The sequence below is a fragment of the Achromobacter sp. SLBN-14 genome (assembly GCF_006715415.1).
GTDB lineage: Bacteria > Pseudomonadota > Gammaproteobacteria > Burkholderiales > Burkholderiaceae_B > Achromobacter > Achromobacter mucicolens.
Window position 1 is genome coordinate 286,683 of the sequence record NZ_VFNE01000001.1, and the last position, 21,840, is coordinate 308,522.

The 21,840-nt window shown below is 66.5% G+C and carries 21 protein-coding genes; 11 read left to right on the forward strand and 10 right to left on the reverse strand.

The features are described 5' to 3' along the window. The first annotated feature begins 48 nt into the window (after window positions 1–48). Window positions 49–489: an excinuclease gene (locus FBY20_RS01320; protein WP_082586165.1), complete on the forward strand. Its 441-nt coding sequence runs from the start codon at window positions 49–51 to the stop codon at window positions 487–489. 80 nt (window positions 490–569) lie between these two features. Further along, a complete protein-coding gene (locus FBY20_RS01325) occupies window positions 570–1,034 on the forward strand; it encodes a GatB/YqeY domain-containing protein (RefSeq protein ID WP_142049546.1) in 465 nt (154 codons plus the stop codon). Here FBY20_RS01325 and dinB read toward each other — a convergent pair. Further along, a complete protein-coding gene (gene dinB, locus FBY20_RS01330; protein ID WP_056315984.1) occupies window positions 1,031–2,128 on the reverse strand; it encodes a DNA polymerase IV in 1,098 nt (365 codons plus the stop codon). The two genes, FBY20_RS01325 and dinB, sit on opposite strands and share 4 nt — an antisense overlap. Before the next feature lie 75 nt (window positions 2,129–2,203). Between dinB and FBY20_RS01335 the strand changes: the two genes are divergently transcribed. After that, the gene (locus FBY20_RS01335; protein ID WP_056318610.1) at window positions 2,204–2,626 is read left to right on the forward strand and encodes a PaaI family thioesterase; all 423 of its coding nucleotides are present in this window, start codon (window positions 2,204–2,206) and stop codon (window positions 2,624–2,626) included. Between the two features lie 19 nt (window positions 2,627–2,645). Here FBY20_RS01335 and FBY20_RS01340 read toward each other — a convergent pair whose 3' ends face one another. Next, entirely contained in the window at window positions 2,646–3,101 is a 456-nt protein-coding gene (locus FBY20_RS01340; RefSeq protein WP_056315981.1) for a BPTD_2524 family lipoprotein, read from the reverse strand. 138 nt (window positions 3,102–3,239) lie between these two features. On the opposite strand from FBY20_RS01340, the gene FBY20_RS01345 reads away from it, so the two are divergent. Next, entirely contained in the window at window positions 3,240–5,156 is a 1,917-nt protein-coding gene (locus FBY20_RS01345; protein WP_142049549.1) for a S9 family peptidase, read from the forward strand. On the opposite strand, the gene FBY20_RS01350 is transcribed toward FBY20_RS01345, so the two are convergent. Then, window positions 5,146–6,378, reverse strand: coding sequence for a GGDEF domain-containing protein (locus FBY20_RS01350; RefSeq protein WP_142049552.1), 1,233 nt, complete (start codon window positions 6,376–6,378; stop codon window positions 5,146–5,148). The genes FBY20_RS01345 and FBY20_RS01350 overlap by 11 nt on opposite strands. A 396-nt stretch (window positions 6,379–6,774) precedes the next feature. After that, on the reverse strand, window positions 6,775–8,010 hold the full coding sequence (locus tag FBY20_RS01355) for an MFS transporter (RefSeq protein WP_142049555.1): 1,236 nt from the start codon (window positions 8,008–8,010) through the stop codon (window positions 6,775–6,777). A gap of 179 nt (window positions 8,011–8,189) precedes the next feature. Between FBY20_RS01355 and FBY20_RS01360 the strand changes: the two genes are divergently transcribed. Next, window positions 8,190–9,005 carry a helix-turn-helix domain-containing protein gene (locus FBY20_RS01360; protein ID WP_056315971.1) on the forward strand — a complete coding sequence of 272 codons (816 nt, stop codon included), beginning with the start codon at window positions 8,190–8,192 and terminating at the stop codon, window positions 9,003–9,005. 96 nt (window positions 9,006–9,101) lie between these two features. Next, window positions 9,102–11,720 carry a penicillin-binding protein 1A gene (locus tag FBY20_RS01365; RefSeq protein ID WP_056315968.1) on the forward strand — a complete coding sequence of 873 codons (2,619 nt, stop codon included), beginning with the start codon at window positions 9,102–9,104 and terminating at the stop codon, window positions 11,718–11,720. A 62-nt stretch (window positions 11,721–11,782) separates the two neighbouring features. Here the strand turns inward: FBY20_RS01365 and FBY20_RS01370 are convergent, their stop codons facing one another. Further along, window positions 11,783–12,496, reverse strand: coding sequence for a metallophosphoesterase (locus FBY20_RS01370; RefSeq protein ID WP_142049558.1), 714 nt, complete (start codon window positions 12,494–12,496; stop codon window positions 11,783–11,785). Window positions 12,497–12,687: 191 nt separating this feature from the next. On the opposite strand from FBY20_RS01370, the gene FBY20_RS01375 reads away from it, so the two are divergent. Further along, window positions 12,688–13,863: a PepSY domain-containing protein gene (locus FBY20_RS01375; protein ID WP_142049561.1), complete on the forward strand. Its 1,176-nt coding sequence runs from the start codon at window positions 12,688–12,690 to the stop codon at window positions 13,861–13,863. Continuing rightward, complete coding sequence (locus tag FBY20_RS01380; RefSeq protein WP_056315961.1) at window positions 13,860–14,057, forward strand: hypothetical protein; 198 nt, start codon at window positions 13,860–13,862, stop codon at window positions 14,055–14,057. The genes FBY20_RS01375 and FBY20_RS01380 overlap by 4 nt, the downstream gene beginning before the upstream one ends. 82 nt (window positions 14,058–14,139) lie before the next feature. Here FBY20_RS01380 and FBY20_RS01385 read toward each other — a convergent pair whose 3' ends face one another. Beyond that, complete coding sequence (locus FBY20_RS01385) at window positions 14,140–14,964, reverse strand: aldo/keto reductase (protein WP_142049564.1); 825 nt, start codon at window positions 14,962–14,964, stop codon at window positions 14,140–14,142. Window positions 14,965–15,236: 272 nt separating this feature from the next. On the opposite strand from FBY20_RS01385, the gene FBY20_RS01390 reads away from it, so the two are divergent. Both FBY20_RS01390 and FBY20_RS01395 read left to right on the forward strand, forming a co-directional pair. After that, window positions 15,237–17,042, forward strand: a complete 1,806-nt coding sequence (locus FBY20_RS01390; RefSeq protein ID WP_056315956.1) for an ABC transporter ATP-binding protein/permease — start codon at window positions 15,237–15,239, stop codon at window positions 17,040–17,042. 51 nt (window positions 17,043–17,093) lie between these two features. Continuing rightward, on the forward strand, window positions 17,094–17,480 hold the full coding sequence (locus FBY20_RS01395; RefSeq protein ID WP_056315953.1) for a Rieske 2Fe-2S domain-containing protein: 387 nt from the start codon (window positions 17,094–17,096) through the stop codon (window positions 17,478–17,480). Window positions 17,481–17,520: 40 nt separating this feature from the next. Here the strand turns inward: FBY20_RS01395 and FBY20_RS01400 are convergent, their stop codons facing one another. After that, the gene (locus tag FBY20_RS01400; protein ID WP_056315950.1) at window positions 17,521–18,504 is read right to left on the reverse strand and encodes a bile acid:sodium symporter family protein; all 984 of its coding nucleotides are present in this window, start codon (window positions 18,502–18,504) and stop codon (window positions 17,521–17,523) included. 111 nt (window positions 18,505–18,615) lie between these two features. Between FBY20_RS01400 and FBY20_RS01405 the strand changes: the two genes are divergently transcribed. Further along, the gene (locus FBY20_RS01405) at window positions 18,616–19,458 is read left to right on the forward strand and encodes a LysR family transcriptional regulator (protein ID WP_056315948.1); all 843 of its coding nucleotides are present in this window, start codon (window positions 18,616–18,618) and stop codon (window positions 19,456–19,458) included. Between the two features lie 16 nt (window positions 19,459–19,474). On the opposite strand, the gene FBY20_RS01410 is transcribed toward FBY20_RS01405, so the two are convergent. The 3 genes from FBY20_RS01410 to FBY20_RS01420 all read right to left on the reverse strand — a co-directional run bounded on the left by FBY20_RS01410 (window position 19,475) and on the right by FBY20_RS01420 (window position 21,776). Next, window positions 19,475–19,783: a hypothetical protein gene (locus tag FBY20_RS01410; protein ID WP_142049567.1), complete on the reverse strand. Its 309-nt coding sequence runs from the start codon at window positions 19,781–19,783 to the stop codon at window positions 19,475–19,477. Between the two features lie 121 nt (window positions 19,784–19,904). Then, window positions 19,905–20,783: an N-formylglutamate amidohydrolase gene (locus FBY20_RS01415; protein ID WP_128827991.1), complete on the reverse strand. Its 879-nt coding sequence runs from the start codon at window positions 20,781–20,783 to the stop codon at window positions 19,905–19,907. A 3-nt stretch (window positions 20,784–20,786) separates the two neighbouring features. Further along, the gene (locus FBY20_RS01420) at window positions 20,787–21,776 is read right to left on the reverse strand and encodes a tripartite tricarboxylate transporter substrate binding protein (RefSeq protein WP_142049570.1); all 990 of its coding nucleotides are present in this window, start codon (window positions 21,774–21,776) and stop codon (window positions 20,787–20,789) included. Between the last annotated feature and the right edge of the window lie 64 nt (window positions 21,777–21,840).

The window sequence follows — 21,840 nt, forward strand, 5'->3', positions numbered from 1 at the left end:
TGGTACCGCTTTCCCGCTTTTCCAACGTCTCATCAAGGAATGCAAGTCATGACCCTCCATTGCAAGCTCGCTGGCGCGCTGGCCGTGTCCTTTGCCCTGACCGCCCCGGTCCTGGCCGCGGATCGCACCGTCCACCTGCCCCTCGCGGCCGCCGTCAAGGCCGCGCAGGACGCCGGCAAGATCGACGGCAGCGTAAAGTTCTACCTGGCGGGCACGGGGCCCAAGGGCAAGGTGCTGGAGGCCGGCGTGGTCACCAACCGCAAGACGAACGCCTTTGCCAAGAAGGACGAAGAGGCTTGCGTGTGGGTGGCCCAGTCCGCCGTGATCGCGCTGCATGAAGCCGCGAAGAAGGCCGGCGCCAATGCCGTCACCAATATCGTCAGCTACTACCGCAAGAACGAATACCGCAGCACCACCGATTACGAGTGCCACGCCGGCGCCATGGTGGCAGGCGTCGCGCTGCGCGGCGACCTCGCCACGGTGAAGTAAGCGCAACGGGCCGGGGCCGCCCGGTGCGCCCCGGCCCGGTTTACACTTCCCGATTACCGCAACACCACAAAGGTTTACCGATGAGCACTGCTACGCTCAAGACCCGCCTGTCTGACGCCGTCAAGGGCGCGATGCGCGCCAAGGCCACCGAGCGCCTGACCACGCTGCGATTCCTGCTGGCTGCCGTCAAGCAGAAGGAAGTGGACGAACGCCGCGATCTGTCCGACGCCGAAATCACCGCCATCATCGAAAAGCAGGTCAAGCAGCGCCGCGAGTCCATCGCCGCCTTCGAGCAGGCTGGCCGCACGGAAACCGCCGAGCAGGAAAAGGGCGAACTCGCCGTGCTGCAGGAATTCCTGCCCCAGGCCGCGACGCCCGAGGAAGTGGCTGCCGCCATCGACGCCGCGCTGGCGGAAGTAGCCGCGCAAGGCGTGACGGGCGCGCCCGCGATGGGCAAGGTAATGGCGATCCTCAAGCAGAACCTGGCCGGCCGCGCCGACATGACGGCGCTGTCGCAGCAAGTGAAAGCCCGCCTCGCAAGCTAAAACGCCCCCCCAAACAGATCCGGCTGGCGCGACTGCTCCGCCGGGTCTGCGAAGTTGCTCATCCCCACCCCCGCCAGCCGGTACAGCGTGTCCGGCGGCAGGTCGACCCGTTCGCATAGCAGCCGAGCCAACGCGGCCAGTTCCAGGGCGGATGCGGGCGGCTGCGCGCAGGTCTGGCTGCGCGTCAGGATCCGGAAGCGGTCGGTCTTCAGCTTGAGCACCACCGTGCGTCCCAAGGCGCCCTTCTTCAGCGCCTGATCCCACACTTTTTCCGCCATGCGGTCCAGCGCGTCTCCCACGGCGTCCAGCCGGACATCGTTGGAAAACGTGGTTTCCGCGGACACCTGTTGCAGCGGCTGGTCCGTCTGCACCTCGCGTTCGTCGATGCCGCGCGCCAGTTCATACAGGCGCCGGCCGTAGCGGCCGAAATAGTGCTCAAGTTCCTGCGCGCTGTGCGTCGCCAGGTCGCCCACCGTCTGGATTCCAAGCTGCTCCAGCCGCGCCTGCGTGACCTTGCCCACGCCCGGCACCTTGCGCACCGGCAAGGCCTCCAGAAACGCCAGCACCTTGTTGGGCCGCACCACGAACAGCCCATCGGGCTTGTTCCAGTCAGACGCGATCTTGGCCAGGAACTTGTTTGGCGCCACGCCCGCCGACGCGGTCAGGCCGGTTTCCTCGCGGATCTGCTGGCGGATCACCTGCGCCACCTCGGTGGCCGATGGCAGCCCGCATTTGTTGACCGTGACGTCCAGGTAGGCTTCGTCCAGCGACAAGGGTTCGATCAGGTCGGTATGGCGGGCGAAGATCTGCCGCACCTGGCGCGACACGTCGCGGTAGCGGTTGAAATCGGGCGGCACGTAGATCGCGTGCGGGCAAAGGCGTTCGGCCTTGATGGCCGACATCGCGGAATGGATGCCGTAGCGCCGCGCCTCGTACGAGGCCGCGCACACGACCGAGCGCGGGCCCGTCCAGGCCACGACCACCGGCTTGCCACGCAGGTCGGGGTTGTCGCGCTGCTCCACGGATGCATAGAAAGCATCCATATCCACATGCACGATCTTGCGCGCGGACTGCGCGGGCGCCTGCCCCGTCATGGCCTCAATCCCGTGGCAAAAACATATATTATGACCGGCGACAATTCGCTATCCCTTCTTGCCCCCGACGGATCCATGACTGCACCCGCCCGCGCCAACACCGACTACTTCGGCCTGACCATTCCTTTCATGAGTTTCATCGGCCTGGTGCCGGAAAGCATCGCGCCCGCTTACGCCCGCACGACGCTGCCGTGGCGCGAAGACTTGACCAACAGCCGCGGCGATGTGCACGGCGGCACGCTGATGAGCGTGCTGGACTTCACCCTGAGCGCCGCCGCCCGCGGCTCCGCCGACGCCACCGAAGGCATGGCCACCATCGACATGAACACCACGTTCCTGTCGCCCGCCACCGGCGATCTGGTCATCGAGGCGCGGTGCCTGCGCCGCGGCGCTTCCATCGCCTTCTGCGAGGGCGATATCCGCCGCACTGACGGCGAACTGGTGGCGCGCGCCACCGCCACCTTCAAGATCATCCGCCGCCGTCCGGGCGGCGACTGACCTAGCCGGGCAGCCTGTCCTACCTGGGCAGGTCGCGCGACGGCTTGACGGGCGGACGCGGATCCAGCGGCATGTACGTGCTGCACGACACCAGCCCGTAGTACACCGCGTCCTGCATGGCGCGCATCGCGGCGGCATCCCACGTGCCCTTGCCCCACATCACGACGCGCACGTCCGTGGACTTCGGGCCCAGCGACTTCAGGTCCACGCGCGACATTTCGCGATCAGAGTACGGCGCCAGCACGCGCACCACACCGGTTTGCGCGCTTTCGTTCAGGTCGGACACGACACGGTAGGCGTTGTCGGTGCTGCGCAGGCAGGCGTTGGACTGGCGGATGACCGCATCGTAGGCGTCCTTGAACGCCACCGGCGCCTTGAATTCGCTGTGCGGCGACGCGCTGTCCGGCGAAATGCCGAGCGAGCAGCCGGCCAGCCCCAGGGCCAGCGCCGAGGCCGCGACCAGATTCCTGTACATGTAAATCTCCAGAAGAATTGCCGCGATTATCCCGCAAACCGCCTGGCGGCATAAGTGGGGCCGGTTCGACACCCCTTGCGCGGCTATGGCATTATCGACCGGCCATTGCAACGCGGATCGACATCACGGAGGTTTCCCTTGTTCTCATTCCTGCGCACCGTCCTGGCGGCCGGCATTGTCGGCGCCTCATTGGGTGCCTGCGCCACGCAGCCGCCTCCTCGCGCCTATCCCCTGAAAGATTTCTTCCGCAACCCGGATCGCGGCTTTTTCCGGCTCTCGGACGACGGCCAGACGCTCTCGTTCATGCAGCCGACCAGCGTGGACGGCAATCCGGCCCGCATGAACATCTATGTGCAGCCCCTGCAAGGCAGCGAGCTCGTCGGCGAGCCGCGCCAACTGACGCGCGAGACCGCGCGCGACATCAGCGCCTACTTCTGGAAAGGCGCGGACGTGGTGCTGTACCAGAAGGATTTTGGCGGTGACGAGAACTTCCACGTCCTGGCCGTCAATGCCAAGACCGGCACGATCACCGACCTGACGCCCTACGAGGGCGTGCGCGCCGGCATCGAAGACGACCTGGAAGACGATCCCGACCACGTGCTGATCAGTCACAACCAGCGCGACCCCGAAGTCTTCGACGTCTACCGCATCAACGTCCACACCGGCGCGGCCGTGCTGGTGGCGCAGAACCCGGGCAACATTGTCGGCTGGCAGACCGACCACGCCGGCAAGGTGCGCGCCGCCGTCGCCAGCGACGGGCTGAACACCACCCTGCTCTACCGCGACGACGAAGCCTCCGACTTCCGCCCCCTCATCACCACCGATTACCGCACCAGCGTCAGCCCCGCGTTCTTCACGTTCGACGACAAGAAGTTCTACGCGCTCAGCAACCGCGGCCGCGACAAGCTTTCGCTCGTCGTCATTGACCCGGCCACGCCGGACGTTGAAGACGTCATCTTCACGCCCGATGCGGTCGACCTGGACGGCGCGGCATTCTCGCGCAAGCGCCGCGTGCTGACCGTCGCGTCCTACCAGACCGACAAGCCGCAATACAAATTCTTCGACGCCGAAACCGAAGCGCTGTACAAGACCCTCGCCGAGCGCCTGCCCGGCTACGACGTCGTCCTGCAGGGCGGCAACCGCGACGAAAACAAGTTCATCGTCGCCGCCTACAACGACCGCACGCCCGGTTCGCGCTACATCTATGACGCGGTGGCCGGCACGCTGACCAAGCTGGCGGACCTGAATCCGGCGATCCCCGAGGCCGACATGTCGCGGGTGCAGCCCATCAGCTACCAAAGCCGCGACGGCCGCACCATCCACGGCTACCTGACGCTGCCTGCGGGCCGCACGCCCAAGAACCTGGCTTGCGTGGTCAACCCGCACGGCGGCCCCTGGGCCCGCGACGGCTGGGGCTACAACCCCGAAGTGCAATTCCTGGCCAACCGCGGATTCTGCGTCCTGCAGATGAACTTCCGCGGCTCCACCGGCTACGGCCGCGACTTCTGGGAAGCGGGCTTCGGACAATGGGGCCTGGCGATGCAGGACGACATCACCGATGGCGTCGAATGGCTGGTCAAGCAAGGCATCGCCGATCCCAAGCGCATCGGCATCTATGGCGCCAGCTACGGCGGCTACGCCACGCTGGCCGGCGTGGCCTTCACGCCGGACCTGTACGCCGCGGCGGTCGACTACGTGGGCGTGTCCAACCTCTTTACGTTCATGAAGTCGATTCCGCCCTACTGGAAGCCGATGCTGGACAAGATGCAGGACATGGTGGGCGACCCGGTGCGGGACCGCGACCGCCTGACCGCCACGTCGCCGGCGCTGCATGCGGACAAGATCCGCACGCCGCTATTCGTGGCGCAAGGCGCCAAGGATCCGCGCGTGAACAAGGACGAGAGCGATCAGATGGTGTCGGCGCTCAAGGCTCGCGGCGTCGATGTGGAATACATGGTCAAGGACAACGAAGGCCACGGCTTTCACAACGACGAGAACAAGTTCGAGTTCTACGAGGCCATGGAGAAGTTCTTGACGGAACACCTCAAGCCGTAGTGCCCGCGGCTTCGGCCTCCAGGGCATTCGTGGCGGCGGCCGGCTGGCCGCCGCCTGCCCGAACCATCCCCCGGCCGCTCCAGGCCATTTCCACCCGGTCGCGCCCCTGTTCCTTGGCCCGATACAACGCCACGTCGGCCCGCGCCAGGATCACGTCGGCGCTATCGCCGGGCTGATAGGACGCCAGCCCCCCGCTCGTGGTCATCTGCACTTCCAACCCCTGCAGGTAAAGCGGCATGTCGCGCAAGGCGTCGCAAACGCGCTGCGCTTGCACCAGCGCGCTCGCCGGATCACAGTCGTACATCAGCAGCACGAATTCCTCGCCGCCCATGCGTCCGAAGCGGTCGCTCGACCGGACCGCGTTCTGCACCACGCGCGCGAAGTGCCGCAGCGCAGTGTCGCCGCCCGCGTGCCCATAGCGGTCGTTGATGGATTTGAAATGGTCGATGTCCAGCACCAGCACCGCCAGCTTCCCGCCGCTGCGCTCGCAACGTTGAAGCTCGCGTTCCAGCTCGTCCAGGATGCTGCGCCGCGAGTAGGCCTGCGTCAGGCTGTCGAACGTCAGCGCGGCCTGCATCTTTTCCGCCTGGCTGGACTGAATCATGAAAAGCAGCGCCAGAAACAGCCCCGGCACCGTGACGGAGCCGCACACGATAAAGAACAGGCCCCACGCCGACGGCTGCAACAACGACACCGGCGCTTCCACGCCCGCGCCGTAGACATACACGCGCAGCGCGTGCAATCCCACCAGCCCGAAGAAGGCCAGCAGCAGGTAGAGCACGACGCCTTTGGTCTGGATGCGCCGCCGCTGCCGGAAGATGACCCAGCCCGTTGCCGCCATCAGCACGCAGGTGTAGCCGGAATACAGCATCATTCGCGACAGCAGGCTGTCGTTGCGATACAGCAGCAGTGCAAAGCCAAACGTGCACAGCGAGCACAACACGGTCGTGCGCAGGATGTGCGGATGCAAGCCGAAGAACTGTCGCACGCCGATGTACACCAGCGCGGCGGACACAGCCCAGGCCGCGTTGGACACCATCACATAGGCCGCGGGCGGCATCATCTCGGCGCACGCGTAGGCCAGCATCGACAGCACGGCCAGCGCATTGGCCGCCATGAACGCGGGCACGCCTTCGACGCCGCGGCCATGAAATGGCAGCAGCAGCGGCAACGCCAGCGCCGTGGCGAGTCCCCACATCAGGAAAAACAAGCTAGTCGTCATGGTTGTTCCGGCTCAGGCCTTCTGGGCCTGCCCCGCCGTTGGGAATTGCAGTTGCACTGGGTTCGCAATAGATAACGCGTTACACGTCAGCATTTTTGATGCTTTTTGTTACCAGAACGACAAAATGACCCACTGCGCGTTTGCCCATCGGGCAACGCGCGCCTGTTCGTTCAGAACCTTTACCGCCCGCGCCAAGACGATCGCACGGCCTGCGACGAAAGAATACGCCAAGGCGCCCGCGCCGTGACGTTCCCTTTGCAGTAATTGACAGTTAACTTACGCAAATATCCGTAAAGTTCCGTGCGTCGACGGCCCAGCCATAAGCGCCGCGACCACGCCCCGCGGGCGTGGCGCGCACATTTGGCGCCGGCATCCTTGCGATCCTCGCGGGCGCCCCTACACGCGCCGCATCTTTGGCAACAGGATGGCCACGACGCCCAGCAGCGGCAGATAGGCGCATAGCTGATAGACATGGCCAATGCTGGTGGCGTCAGCCAGCCGGCCCAGCACCGCCGCGCCCAGGCCGCCCATGCCGAACGCAAAGCCGAAGAACAGCCCCGCGATCATCCCCACCTTGCCCGGCACCAGTTCCTGGGCATAGACCACGATCGCCGAGAACGCCGAGGCCAGCACCACGCCGATGATGACCACCAGCACGCCCGTCCAGAACAGGTTCGCGTGCGGCAGCATCAGCGTGAACGGCGCCACGCCCAGGATCGACACCCAGATCACGATCTTGCGGCCGATGCGGTCGCCGACCGGTCCGCCCACCACGGTGCCCACCGCCACGGCGGCCAGGAACAGAAAGAGATACAGCTGCGCTTCGCGCACCGACAGCGCGAACTTGTCGATCAGGTAGAAGGTGAAGTAGCTGTTCAGGCTGGCCAGATAGAAGTACTTCGAGAACACCAGCACGCCCAGCACGGCCAACGCGCCCATCACCTGATGGCGCGTGAGCCCATTGTCCGCGCCCTCGCGCCGCGCGCGCGGCTTGAGCAGCACGCGGTTCGCGCTGTACCAGCGGCCGATCCAGATCAGCACCCCGATGCCGAACAGTGCCGCCACCGAGAACCACGCCACGCTGCCCTGTCCGTGCGGAATGATGACCAGCGCCGCCAGAAGCGGTCCCAGCGCCGATCCCACATTGCCGCCCACCTGGAACAGCGACTGCGCCAGCCCGTGCCGCCCCCCCGACGCCATGCGCGCCACCCGCGACGACTCGGGGTGAAACACCGACGAGCCGGTGCCCACCAGCACCGCCGCCACCAGCAGCCAGCCGAAGGACGGCGCCATCGACAACAGCAACAGGCCCACCAGCGTGAACCCCATGCCCACCGGCAGCGAGTACGGTTTGGGATGCCGGTCGGTGTACAAGCCGATGAAGGGCTGCAGCAACGACGCGGCAAGCTGGTAGACCAGCGTGATCAGGCCGATCTGCGTGAACGTCAGGCTGAACGAATCCTTGAGCATCGGATAGATGGCGAGCAGGATCGACTGGATCATGTCGTTCATCAGATGCGCCACGCTGATGGTGCCCAACACCTTGAAGGCGGTGGAGGGATCGGACGAGGCGGCCGGTGCCGCGGGCGGAGTGGCAGCCAGGCCGGCGGCGGGATTCTGGGCGGAGTTCATGGGGCGCGCAAGAAGTGGAGGGAAAGCCAGAGGAAAGGACAGCCGGCCAGACGCCGGAACCAGGCCTCAAGTGTAGAAATCCGGCGTCCGCGCGATCTGCCAATTTTCGTCGCCAAAGTGACAAAATAGGCGCACTGCGCTTTTGGGCGTGCCCTCATCCTCTTGCCGGAAGTGACACCATGGTCGTGCGCCCCGCCCCCGATCCCGCGCGCAGCATCAATGCCCAGGACTACCAGCATCGCCCGCGCGTCGTGACGGCAATGGCCAAGGAATTTCCCGCGGGCGCGCAGACCGGCTCGCATTCGCACCCCCGCGCGCAGCTCATCTACGCCATCGAAGGCGTGATGCGCGTCACCACGCCCAGCGGCTTCTGGGCCCTGCCGCCGCTGCGCGCGCTCTGGGTGCCGGCCGGCGTGCCGCACGGCGTGGACATGGTGGGCGCGGTCTCCATGCGTTCGCTCTACATCCAGGCCGAAGCGGCCGCGGGCTACTGGCCCCAGTGCCAGGTGATCGAGGTAAGCGGCCTGTTGCGCGAATTGATCCTGGCGCTGACAGCCGAGCCCATCGACTACCCGCTCGGGGGACGGATCGAACAGATCGCCGGATTGATCCTGGCCGAACTGGCCGCGGCCCGTGTCGTGCCGATTCAGATCCCCTGGCCGCGCGACCGGCGCCTGCAAGCCATTTGCGCGGCCATCCTGGACCAGCCCGGGCTGCAGCGCGGCATCGACGGCTGGGGCAGCGAGATCGGCGCCAGCGGCCGCACATTGATCCGATTGTTTCAAAGCGAACTGGGGCTGAACTACCGCCAATGGGTGCAGCAGGTGCGCCTGGCCGACGCCGTGTGCCGCCTGTCGCTGGGCGAGCCCGTCGCGCGGATCGCCGCGGACCTTGGCTACCGTAGCGCCAGCGCGTTCTCGGCCATGTTCCGCCGCGCGCTGGGCGCGCCGCCGCAGCGCTACCTGCAATCCGTCCCCGGCGCCGGAAACCCCTGACATAAAGCTGAATTCCTCCTGGGCGGGCAGATTTCGTTACCGAAACCTTATTGCGCCCTGGGCGGTCTATAGCGTTCTGACCTAGAATCGCCTGCAATGAGCACCCCCCAGCAATCCTCCGCCAACCCGGGCGGCAAATCGGGCCTCCCCTGGAAACCTCTCCTGGTCAAAGCGGGCATCGCAGCCGCCGGCGCAGCCGTGTGCGGCGCCATCCTGCTCGGCCTCGCGCTGGCCCTGGCGTGGCCCAGCCTGCCCGACCTGCACGCAATGACCGACTACCGGCCGCGCGTGCCGCTGCGCGTCTATACCGCGGACAAGGTCTTGATCGGCGAATACGGCGAAGAGCACCGCAACGTGCTGCGTTTCGACGAGATCCCCCCGGTAATGCGCCAAGCCGTGCTGGCGGCCGAGGACGACCGTTTCTACAGCCACGGCGGCGTCGACTGGATGGGCGTTGCGCGCGCCGTGCTGACCAACATCGTCAAGGGCTCCAAGTCCCAGGGCGGCAGCACGATCACGATGCAGGTTGCGCGCAACTTTTATCTGTCGTCGGAGAAGACCTACTCGCGCAAGTTCTATGAATTGCTGCTGACGTTCAAGATCGAATCCGAGCTCACCAAGGACCAGATCCTCGAGCTCTACATGAACCAGATCTACCTGGGCCATCGCGCCTATGGTTTCGCGGCCGCCTCGCGCACGTACTTCGGCAAGCCGCTGTCGGAGGTCACCCCGGCCGAAGCCGCGATGCTGGCCGGCATTCCCAAGGCGCCCTCGCGCTTTAACCCCATCACCAACTTCCCGCGCGCGGAAATCCGCCAGCATTACGTGCTGGGCCGCATGAAGACGCTGGGCTACCTGACGCCGGAGCAGACCGAAGAGGCCCTGAACCAGCGCCTCACGATCCGCGGCTCGGACGGCAGCAGCGCGCGCGGCTTCGCGGTGCATGGCGACTATCCGGCCGAGCTGGCCCGGCAACTGATGTACGGCGTCTTCCAGGAAAACACGTACTCGCAGGGCATCGACGTCTACACCACGATCGATTCCAAGGCCCAGGAAGCCGCCTACCGCGCCGTGCGCGACGGCATCATCGATTACACGCGGCGTGCCGTCTATCCGGGTCCTGAAGACCAGGTCGACCTGCCCGACGGCGTGGAAAAGGATCCGCAGGCGCTCGACGAGGTCCTGGATGGCGTGCAGGAAAAGTCGCCCGACAGCGAAGACCTGCTCGCCGCCGTCGTGCTGGCCGCCAGCCCCACCGAAGTCACCGTGGCGCGCAGCGGACGCGACATCATCACGATCTCGGACAAGAAGGCCCTGGCGGTTGTCGCCCGCGCGCTCAACCCCAAGGCCAGCGACACCCAGCGCATCCGCCGCGGTTCCGTCGTCTACATCCACAAGAACGGCGACAACTGGGAAATCATCAACATGCCGGCGCTGCAGGCCGCGCTGGTGTCGATGGTGCCGCAGGATGGCGCCATCCGCGCCATGATCGGCGGCTTTGACTTCAATCGCGGCCACTTCAACCGCGTGACGCAGGCCTGGCGCCAGCCCGGTTCGAACATCAAGCCGTTCGTCTACGCGGCCGCGCTGGAACGGGGCCTGACGCCCGCCACGCAGATTTCCGACCAGCCCTTCATGCTGACGGCCGAGCAGACGGGCTCGAAGGCCTGGCAGCCCAAGAACGACGGCAACAAGTACGAACCCATGCTAACCCTGCGCCAGGGCCTCATGCGGTCCAAGAACATGGTGTCGATCCGCATCCTGCAGGCGATCTCCCCGCAATATGCCCAGGACTACCTGACGCGCTTCGGCTTCGACAAGTCGCGCTGGCCGGCCGTGCTGCCGCTTGCCCTGGGCGCGGGCGGCGCCACGCCGCTGCAGGTCGTCAATGGCTACAGCGTGTTCGCCAATGGCGGCTATCGCGTGACGCCCTACCTCATCGACCACGTCACGGACCGCTCCGGCAACGTGCTGATGAAGGCCCAACCCGTCGTGGCCGGCGATGCGCAGGCGCGCGCCATCGACCCGCGCACCGCCTGGGTCATGGACGACATCCTGCGCGACGTCACCGTCAACGGCACCGCCGCCCGCGCGCACCAGGTGCTCAAGCGCAACGACATCGGCGGCAAGACCGGCACCACCAACGACGCCGTCGACGTCTGGTTCTCGGGCTTCACGCAGACCCTGGCCACCACCGTGTGGATGGGCTTTGACCAGCCCAAGTCGCTGGGCACCAACGAGTTCGGCAGCGGCCTGGCGCTGTCCACCTGGCTGGACTACATGCAGCCCGTGCTCAAGGACGTTCCGCAGGCCAAGCCGGCGCCCCGTCCCGATGGCCTGCTGGTGGACAACGGCGAGTACTACTTCTCCGAATTCCCGCCCGGCCAGGCCGTGGCCTCGCTGGACCTGTCTTCCGGCGACGCGCTCACCGATTTCCTGAACAACAATCGCTCGACGGATGGCGTCGACACCTCGGTCAAGCCGCTGCCTCCGGGCGGCGCCGCGGCCCCGCAAGACAGTCCGATCCAACCGCCGCTGATGCCGATCCCGGTACCGCGCGCGGACGCCGCGCCCGGCCCGCAGGCGCAGGCCATGCCCGCCGCGGGCGGCGTGCAGCCGCCGGCCCTGCCTGCCGCGGTTGCGCCGACCGACTCGGCCGGCGTAAGCGCCAGCGCCGTCACCAGCCCCGGCACGGTGACCGCCCGGCCGCTGTAAGCGCCGCGCATCACGCAAAACGGGCGCCTCGGCGCCCGTTTTTCTTTTGGGACCCGCCCCCGCTACTCGGCGGCCGCGGCCTCGGTCACGACTTCGCGCGGCCACGCCTGCAGGGATTCCAGATTCAGAAAGGTGAAGTAGCCGCCATTCCAGCCTTCGGTGTCGATGTGATACACATTGCCCAGCGCAAGCGGCGATGCCACCGGGGTATGCCCCGCCACCACCGCCCTGACGCCCAGGATGCCGGTGCGGTCCATCTGGCGCAGGCGGTCGCGCGACCACTGGCACGCCGCGCTGGTGCGTTTGTAGCGGTCCTGCAACGCGGACTCCAGCCTGGGCCAGAACAGCACCGGGCAATCGGCATGCAGAAGTCCGACCGCGCCCGACGACGTTTCGACCTCGATGGCAATGGGCAGCCGGGTGAAGGCCTCGGCAAACACCGCTTGCCGCTCGGCAGGCAAATCCAGAAACCAGCCACCCCCGTAACCGCGCCAGTTCTGCACGTCCACTTGCCCGGTGCGCACGTGGCGAATCGCGTAGTCCTCGTGATTGCCTTGCACCGCGTAAAACCACGGCTTTGCCAGCCAGTCCAGCGCGGCTTCGTTCTCGGGCCCGCGGTCGACCAGGTCGCCCACGGAAAAAAGCCGATCGAAGGCGGGGTCGAACCCCAGTTCATCCAGCGCCTGTTGCAGACGCGAAAAATGGCCGTGCACGTCGCCCACCGCAAAATCGCGGCCGGCTTCATTGCGCGGGACCTTGAGAAAACGCTGCTCCATGATGATTCGGGTATGCCGCAAGGAAAAATCTGACCCTTCTTTTTAACCCGCTTTGCTCTGTCCCCACGGCCAGCCCGGACGCCGAAAGGGTCAAATAGCGTTACGAGAATCGCTCTTGTTCGTGATAATGTTTCCTCCTTTCCCGTTCCGTTCTTGAGGGGGTAGCGCCTGGCCGCTCCCCCGCCGTCGCCATGACCGCCGCGTCCACCATCAAAACCTGGTATCTGGTCCATAAATGGACCAGCCTGGTCTGCACGATCTTCTTGCTGATCATCTGTCTCACCGGCCTGCCGCTCGTGTTCCATCACGAGATCGAGCACTGGCTGGACGATGCCAAGCCGCTATCGGAGGTGCCTGCCGGCACGCCGCCCGCCAACCTCGACAAGCTTGTGGCGAGCGCCCGCGAGATGTACCCGAACGAGGTCGTCGACTACCTGTTCTTCGACCCCGACGAACCGCAGGTCTTCGTCGGCATGGCCAAGACGCCGGGCGACGGGCAGGCTTCGGGCCATGCCATCCGCATGGACGCGCGCACGGGCGACGTGCTGCTCGACGGCCCGCTCTACACCGAAGACAAGTTTTCGTTCATGGGCGTCATGCTGGCGCTGCATGTGGACCTTTTCGCGGGGCTGGCGGGCGAGCTGTTCCTGGGCTTCATGGGCCTCTTGTTCTGCGTGGCCATCGTGTCGGGCGTCGTGCTGTACGGCCCCTTCATGAAGAAACTGGAATTCGGCACCGTGCGCGCTACGCGCTCGACACGCCTGAAGTGGCTGGACCTGCACAACCTGCTGGGCATCGTCACACTGGTCTGGGCGTTCGTGGTGGGTGTCACCGGCGTCGTCAACGAACTGTCCACGCCGCTCTTCCGGCTATGGCAGTCCACCGAACTGCCGCGCGTCCTGGAACCCTACAAGGGCCAGCCCATCCCGACGCAGCTGGCATCGGCGCAACTGGCGGCAGACACCGCGCGCAAGGCCATGCCCGGCAACGAGGTTTCGTTCATTTCATTCCCCGGCAACGCCTTCGGCAGCCCGCAACACTTCATCGCCTGGATGCGCGGCGACACGCCGCTGACGTCCAAGCTGAATACGCCCGTTCTGATCGACGGCCGGACCGGCGAACTGACGATGGTCGCGCGGATGCCGTGGTACCTGACCGCGCTTGAAGTCTCGCGGCCGCTGCATTTCGGCGATTACGGCGGCCTGCCGCTCAAGATCATCTGGGCGCTGCTCGACCTGGTCACCATCGTGGTGCTGGTCAGCGGCCTGTACCTGTGGCTGGCCCGCCGCCGCGCCACCGAGGCGCGCATCAACGACCTCATCAAGAAACACCAGGCAGCCGCCGCCCCGCAAAGGACGCCCGCATGAGCCAGTTCAAAGGCAAAGGCGGCCGCGGCTTCCTGTTCGTGTGGGGCATGCCGATCCTGCTGGGCGCCCTCAGCATCTTCGGCCTGCTGGCCGCCCTACTGGGCACCGGCGCGTGGCACTGGGCGTCATGGACTGCCCTCACCATTCTGCTCGTGGTGATCCTGCGCTACTGGGTTTTCCCGCTCGATCACTAGCCGGCCGCTTGCCGGCGCAATCGGGCGGTCCAGGACGGCCGCGCGGCCCCGCTCGCCGCGCCCGCCGTGCCCGCGCCGCTCGTTACGCGAACTTCTCTGGGTCCGGCCCCAGCCGCGGGCCTTCCTTGATGCCGTCGATGGCCGCCATGTCCTCCGGCGACAGTTCGAAGTCGAACACGTCGATATTTTCGCGGATACGCGCCGGCGTGATGGACTTCGGAATCACGACCAGGTCGTGCTGCAGATGCCAGCGCAGCGTCACCTGGGCCGGCGACTTGCCGTGCTTTTGCGCCAGATCCAGGATCACCTTTTCCTTCGTGATGTTGCCCTGCGCAAGCGGGCTCCAGGATTCGGTCACGATGCCATGCCGGGCATGGAAGGCCCGCAGCGCGGCCTGCGTGAATCCGGGATGCAGCTCGATCTGGTTGACGGCGGGCGTGACGCCCGACGCGTCGATCAGGCGTTCCAGATTCGCTTGCGTGAAGTTCGACACGCCGATCGATCGCGCGCGGCCATCTTCCTTCATCTCGATCATAGCCCGCCAGGCGTCCAGGAACTTCTCGCTGCCGGCCACCGGCCAGTGAATCAGGTACAGGTCCACGTACGCCAGGCCCAGCTTCTCCAGACTTTCGTCCATCGCCTTGTGCGCGTCGTCGTAGCCATGCCTGTCGTTCCACAGCTTGGTCGTGATGAACAGGTCCTTGCGCGCCACGCCGGCCGACCGCAAGCCCGCACCCACGCCCGCCTCGTTGCCATAGATGGCTGCCGTATCCACCGACCGGTAACCTGCCGCCAGCGCTTCCTTCACGCTGGAGGCGGCCTGATCGTCAGGCACCTGCCACACGCCCAGGCCCAACTGCGGAATCTTGCCTCCGTCGTTCAATTTCACTGCGGGTACCTTCGCCATAAGACCCTCCATAGCATGCAACGCCACCGCGGCGCGGCGAAAACGCGCCCGGTCGCGTAACCAGGGGAGCAGCCGGCCGGCCCCCCGGTTGGAAGAGAAAGAAACGGGCCCGACGCGCTGCGCCCGTGTCGCGATACCGCCTTGACGCCCCTGGTCAAGGTGCACCCGTGCCCAGGGGTTAAGCCTCAAATAGTACCGCTGGTGCTCCATAATGCCCTGCAAACGGCTTAACTCCCCTGGTGGAGCCCGCCTCAACCACGGCATCCCGACCCATGAATCCTCCTGAAACGCGGCCCGGCAAGGGCGGCGGTCTTGCCACGCTTCGCACCCTCTTTCCCTACCTGTGGCCGCCCGGCAAGACCGGCCTGAAGCTGCGCGTGGTGGCGGCACTGCTGTGCCTGTTCGCCGCCAAGGCCGCGACCGTCTACGTGCCCCTGCTGTACAAGCAGGCGGTGGACGAGCTGGGCAAGGGCGCGCCCGGCACGGTGACCGTGCCGCTTGGGCTCATCCTGGCCTACGGCACCGCGCGCGTCCTGTCGCTGCTGTTCTCCGAACTGCGCGACGCGATCTTCGCGCGGGTCGGCCAGCATGCGATCCGTTCCGTCGGCCTGCAGATCTTCCGTCACCTGCACAGCCTGGCGCTGCGCTTTCACCTGGCGCGCCAGACCGGCGGGCTGAACCGCGCCATCGAACGCGGCACCAAGGGCATCCAGACGCTGCTGTCGTTCCTGCTGTTCAACATCCTGCCCACGTTCTTCGAAATCAGCCTCGTCTGCGTCGTGCTGTGGAAGATGTTCGATGGCTGGCTGGCGCTGGCCACCGGCGCCACGGTCGTCCTCTACATGGCCTACACCCTGGCTGTGACCGAATGGCGCACCAAGTTCCGGCGCCAGATGAACGAAACCGACTCCGAGGCCAACACCAAGGCCATCGAAAGCCTGCTGAACTACGAAACGGTCAAGTATTTCGGCAACGAAGAACACGAGGCCCGGCGCTACGACGCTTCGCTCACCCGCTACGAACGCGCCGCCGTTCGCAGCCAGGTCAGCCTGTCGATCCTGAACGTGGGCCAGGCCGCCATCATTTCCGTGGGGCTGACTCTGGTGATGTGGATGGCGGCCAACGGCATCGCCGAGGGCCGCTATACGCTGGGGGACTTCGTGCTGGTCAACACCTATCTGTTGCAGCTCTACACGCCGCTCAGCTTCTTCGGGTTCATCTACCGCGAAATCAAGCAGGCGCTGATCGACATGGAGCGCATGTTCGAGCTGCTGGGCCAGGACCGCGAAGTGGCCGACCGCCCGGGCGCCACGCCGCTGCAGGTCTCGGGCGGCGCCGTCGAATTCCGCGACGTGCATTTCGGCTATGACCCGCGCCGCGCCATCCTGAAGGGCGTCAGCTTTTCCATTCCCGCTGGCAAAACGGTGGCCGTGGTCGGCACCTCGGGCGCCGGCAAGTCCACGATCGCGCGCCTGCTGTTCCGCTTCTATGACGCGGACAGCGGCGCCATCCTGATCGACGGCCAGGACGTGCGCGACGTCACGCAGGCCAGCGTGCGCGCGGCGATCGGCGTCGTGCCGCAGGACACCGTGCTGTTCAACGACACCATCCGCTACAACATCGGCTACGGGCGGCCCGGCGCCACGGACGCGGAAATCGAGGCCGCCGCGCGCCTGGCGCACATCCACGACCTCATCCTGACCATGCCGGACGGCTACGATACCCTGGTGGGCGAGCGCGGCCTGAAGCTGTCGGGCGGCGAAAAGCAACGCGTCGCGATTGCCCGCACCATCCTCAAGAATCCGGCCATATTCCTGTTCGACGAGGCCACCAGCGCCCTGGACACCCATACCGAACGCGAGATCCAGGCCAACCTGCGCGAGGTCAGCCAGGGCCGCAGTACGCTGATCATCGCGCACCGCCTGTCCACGGTGGCCGACGCGGACGAGATCATCGTGCTGGCAGACGGCCGCATCGTCGAGCGCGGCCGTCATCCGCAACTGCTCGCCCAGGGCAGCATCTACGCCGGCATGTGGACCCGCCAGCAGGAAAGCGCACGGTCCGCGCCCGCGGATTGACAAGCCGCGCCCCCTGTCCGAACATCGCACCCTTTGATAGCCAGGCCTCCCATGCAGGATTCCCCCACCCTTCCCGAAGTGCTCGTCTGCGCCGCCGGCGACCTGGTCAACGGCGGCCTGGGCGTGAAGGTGCCCGTGACCGATGGCGCGGGCCGCACCACCGCCTTCTTCGTGCGCTACCAGGATCAGGTGCACGGCTACCTGAACCGCTGCGCCCACATCGGCGTGGAGCTCGATTGGGAAGGCAGCTTCTTCACCCGCGCGGGCGACCTCATCATGTGCGCCCGCCACGGCGCCACCTACCAGCCCGACACGGGCGTTTGCGTGGGCGGGCCCTGCAAGAACGGACGCCTGACCACGCTGGCCGTCACCGAGCGCGACGGCAGCGTCTTCTGGCAGCCCGCCGGCAAGATCCAGCCGCTGGACGCAGCCGACTGATCCCATCGCCAGGCGGCCCGCCGCGCGGGGGCCGGGGGCCTTACGCCCGGGCCGGCACCGCCGCCGCCGGTTCCTCGCGCTCGGCATAGCGCCGCGCCAATACCGCGCAAACCATCAGCTGCATCTGATGAAAGATCATCAGAGGCAACACCACCACGCCCATCTGCGACGTGCCAAACAGCACCGTCGCAAGCGGAATGCCCGACGCCAGCGACTTCTTCGATCCGCAAAAGACCAGCGTAATCTCGTTCTCCTTGGTCATCCCCAGCTTGCGGCTGCCCCACGTCGTGATCACCAGCACCGATCCCAGCAGCAAGGCGTTCACCAGCACCATCGTGGCCAGGTCGATGGCCGGAAACGCGTGCCAGATGCCTTGCGCGACGGCTTCGCTGAACGCGGTGTAGACGGCCAGCAGGATCGAGCTGCGGTCGACCTTGGACAGCGTGCGGCTGTTGCGCAGCGCCCACGCCCCGATCCACGGCCGCAGCAGGCTGCCCACCGCGAACGGCAGCAACAGCTGCAACAGGATGCGGCCGGCGTCGGCCAGACCATGCCCGCCGCCCTGGCGATGCAGCAAAACGGCCACCAGCAGCGGCGTCAGCACGGTGCCCAACAGGTTGGAGGCCGTCGCCGCGCAGATTGCACCCGGCACGTTGCCCCGCGCCATCGAGGTAAAGGCAATCGAGGACTGCACGGTGGAAGACAGCGTGCAGACGAACAGCACGCCCAGCCACAGCGACGGCGTCAGCAGTCCGGGAAACAGGGCGCGCAGGCCCAGCCCCAAGGCGGGAAACAGCAGGAAGGTGCAGGCCAGGATCAGCCCGTGCAAGCGCACGTCCTTCACGCCGGACACGATGGCGTCCGTGGACAACCGCGCCCCATGCAGGAAGAACAGCAGCGAAATCGCCACGTTGCTGGCCACCATCATGAACGTCGCGCCCTTGCCCACCGCCGGGAAAAAGCTGGCGAACGCCACGGTGGCGATCAGGATGAGCGTGAATTGGTCGGGCAGAAAGCGGCGCATGGCAGGGACGTGTCGAAGAAAATGCGCCCACTATAGGCGCGCCCCTTGCCATCGTGAAGGCCACTGGGTACTTTAACTGTCATCGGCATTTCCTATGACCAGACCGCGCCCATGCTCAATCCCCTGTGGCTCAAGACCTTCGCAGCCGCCGCCGGCGCGCCAAGCTTCACCGAGGCCGCGCGCCGGCTGGGCCTGACCCAGCCCACCGTCAGCGAACACATCCGGCAACTCGAATCGGCCGTGAATCGCCGGCTGTTCCAGCGCGACACGCATTCGCTCGCCCTGACCAGCGATGGCCGCAGCCTGCTCGTGCATGCCGAAATCATCCTGGCCGCCCACGAAAAAGCCGAACGCCTGTTCGATGCGCCGCGGCTGCGCGGCCGGATACGGCTCGGCACCTCGGACGATCTGGCGATGGGTCCCCTGCCCGACGTCCTGGCGGCGTTCCGGCTTGCGCATCCCGAAGTGGAGCTGGACCTGACCATCGGCGTCACCAGCGAGCTCTACAAGCTGCTGGACGACAACCGCCTGGATGTGATGATCGGCAAGCGCCGGCGTGGCGACCGCCGCGGCCAGACGCTGCACAAAGAGGCGCTGCTGTGGCGCGCCAAGGAAGGCTTGCGGATCGTGCCCGACGAACCGCTTCCGCTGATCCTGCTGCGCGAACCCAGCGTCACACGCACGCTGACGCTGGACGCGCTGGCGCGCGCCGGACGCAGCTGGCAGATCGTCTGCACCAGCACCAGCTACGCAGGCTGCCAGGCGGCCGCGCGCGCGGGATTGGGCATCACCGTCCAACCCTCGCACCTGTCCACCGCCGGCCTGTCGGCGCCCGCGGGCGCGGCCAACCTGCCCGCGCTGCCGCCGGTGGAATTCATCGTGATCTCGGCCCCGGCGCCGGGCAAACCCACCCGCGCGCTGATCGACATCCTCATGCGCAGCACCCTGACCTGACCCGCCTGACGGCAGCCTACTCGGGCAACGGATCCGGCACGCCGTCCGCATCCACGGACTTCACGCGGTCCAGCGCATTGCGCGCCGCCGACATGGCTTCGATCGTGCTGCGAAAGCGCCGCGAAAGGAATATCTCGAAGGCCTGGCTTTCCGGCTCGGGCGCAGCAGCTTCGGCGACGGGCTCGGCGCCATCGGCAGGCGCAGGCGCTCCGGCGGCCTTCACGGGCAGGCGCCGCGTCTCCAGAAACGCGCGTGCGGGGATGCGCCCCTCGGGCTGGGTCGCATAGGCGACCACTGAAAATCCATCGATGATCTTCTCGGACATTGCGGTTTCCTTGGGCGCGATCGAGCGGGCGCGCCGACACGTTCACAACGGCTTGCCCCAAGAAAACTTAAGCCGGGACCGGCGCGGGGTTCCGCCCTGCGCGCCGGTTATTCAAACGACTCTATTTTGTCGACGTGACCGCTTGCGCGCGCACGCGCACATAGGCCGCCACCTGTTCCAGCACATGCGACAGATCCGCGCGCAACGCATCAAAACCCGCGTTGCGTTCACGCGTGGCTTCGTCCATGTAGAGCGGACGGCGGATCTCAACCTGCAGGCTGTGGCGGTTCAGCGCGGGCTGGCCAATCTGCGCGATCAGCTGCACGCCCTTGTACGGGTCGTTGCGCGCCACCGTGTAGCCCTTGTCGCGCAGCGCCGTCTCGATCAGCGCAATGAACTCCGGCTCGCACGTCGTGCCGTCGCGGTCGCCCAGCACGAAGTCGGCAAGCGGATGTTCGCTCTGGCGTCCCAGCCGCTCATAGGCGTCGTTCGGCATCGAATGCAGATTCAGGTGCCATACCGCGCCGAAGCGCTCGTGGACGTGCCGGATCGCCGTGGCCAAGGCCGCGTGATAAGGCTCGTAGTACGCCTGGATGCGATGCCGCACCTGCGCCAGCGTCAGCTTGCGGTCGTAGATCGGCGTGGCCTTGTCCATGCGGCGCCAGATCAGACCCTTGCCCAGGCGCGTCTTTTCGCCGGGGTCCAGCGGCTCGGGCCAGGGCTCGGCCAGCAGCTCCGGATCCAGATCCTGCAAGGTGCGGTTCGGGTCGATGTAGACGCGCGGAAAATTGGCCGCGACCAGCGTCGCGCCCAGCGCGGGCGCCGCCGACCACAACGCGTCCACGTGCGTGTCCTCGCCCTGGCGCAATTGCGCCAGCGTGGCCGAGGCGCCGAAGTCATCGGGATAGCGCTCGCCGCTATGCGGCGAATCACAGACCAGCGGCAACGCGGGCCCGGTGGGTTCATGCACGGAAACAGCGGGGAAGTCGGCGGTCGTCATCGTTCAATCAGCCTGGATGTTGGCGGTCTTGGCCACTTTTGCATAGCGGGCCAGGGCCTGGTCGATCTGCACCTGGAATTCTTGCGGCGTCGTGGGCATCAGCGTACCACCCACGTCTTCGGCCTTCTTGCGGAATTCCGGATCTTCCATCGCGGCGCGGACGGCCTTGTTCAGACGCTCCACCACGGCCTGCGGCGTGCCGGCCGGCGCGACCAGGCCGAACCAGCCGCCGGTGCCCATGTCGGGATAGCCCAGCTCGATGTAGGTGGGCACGTCGGGCAGCAGCGGCGAGCGCTCGGCGCCCAGCACTGCCAGCGGACGCAGCTTGCCGCCCAGCACCTGCGGCAGCGTCGACGACAGGTTGTCCGTGATCGCGTCCACCTGCCCGCCCATCACATCGTTCAACGCCGGCCCCGCACCCCGGTACGGCACGTGCAGCAGCTTGATGCCGGACAGCATCATGAAATTCTCGATGTTCACGTGCCCCAGCGAACCCACGCCCGGCGACGCGAAGCTGTAGCGCTCGGGCGCGCCCTTGGCCAGCGCGACGAATTCGGCCATGTTCTTGGCCGGGACATTGGGGTTGATCGCGAAGATGCTGGGCACGGCCAGCACGTTGGCCACCGGCACGAAATCCTTGACCGGGTCGTAGTTCATCTTGCGGAACACCGCCGGATTCGACCCGTGCGTGCTCATGGTCGCCATGCCGATCGTGTAGCCGTCCGGCGTGGACCGGGCCACCTGTTCCATGCCCAGCGATCCGCCGGCGCCCGCCTTGTTCTCAACGACGATGGTCTGCTTCAGGTCGTGGCCCGCGTACTCGGCCACAAGCCGCGCCACGATGTCGGTCGACCCGCCCGCGGCAAACGGCACCACCAGCTTGATCGGACGCGCGGGATAGTCGGCGGCATGCGACATGCCGGCAAAGGACAACGTGGCAAACATGCCGGCGAGCGCAAAGCGCGCGGACCGGCCAAAAAGACGGCGGGACATGAGGCGACTCCTGGGTTGTCGTGCTGAAGGCCGCCAGTGTCCAAACTTTACGATCCCCTTTCAA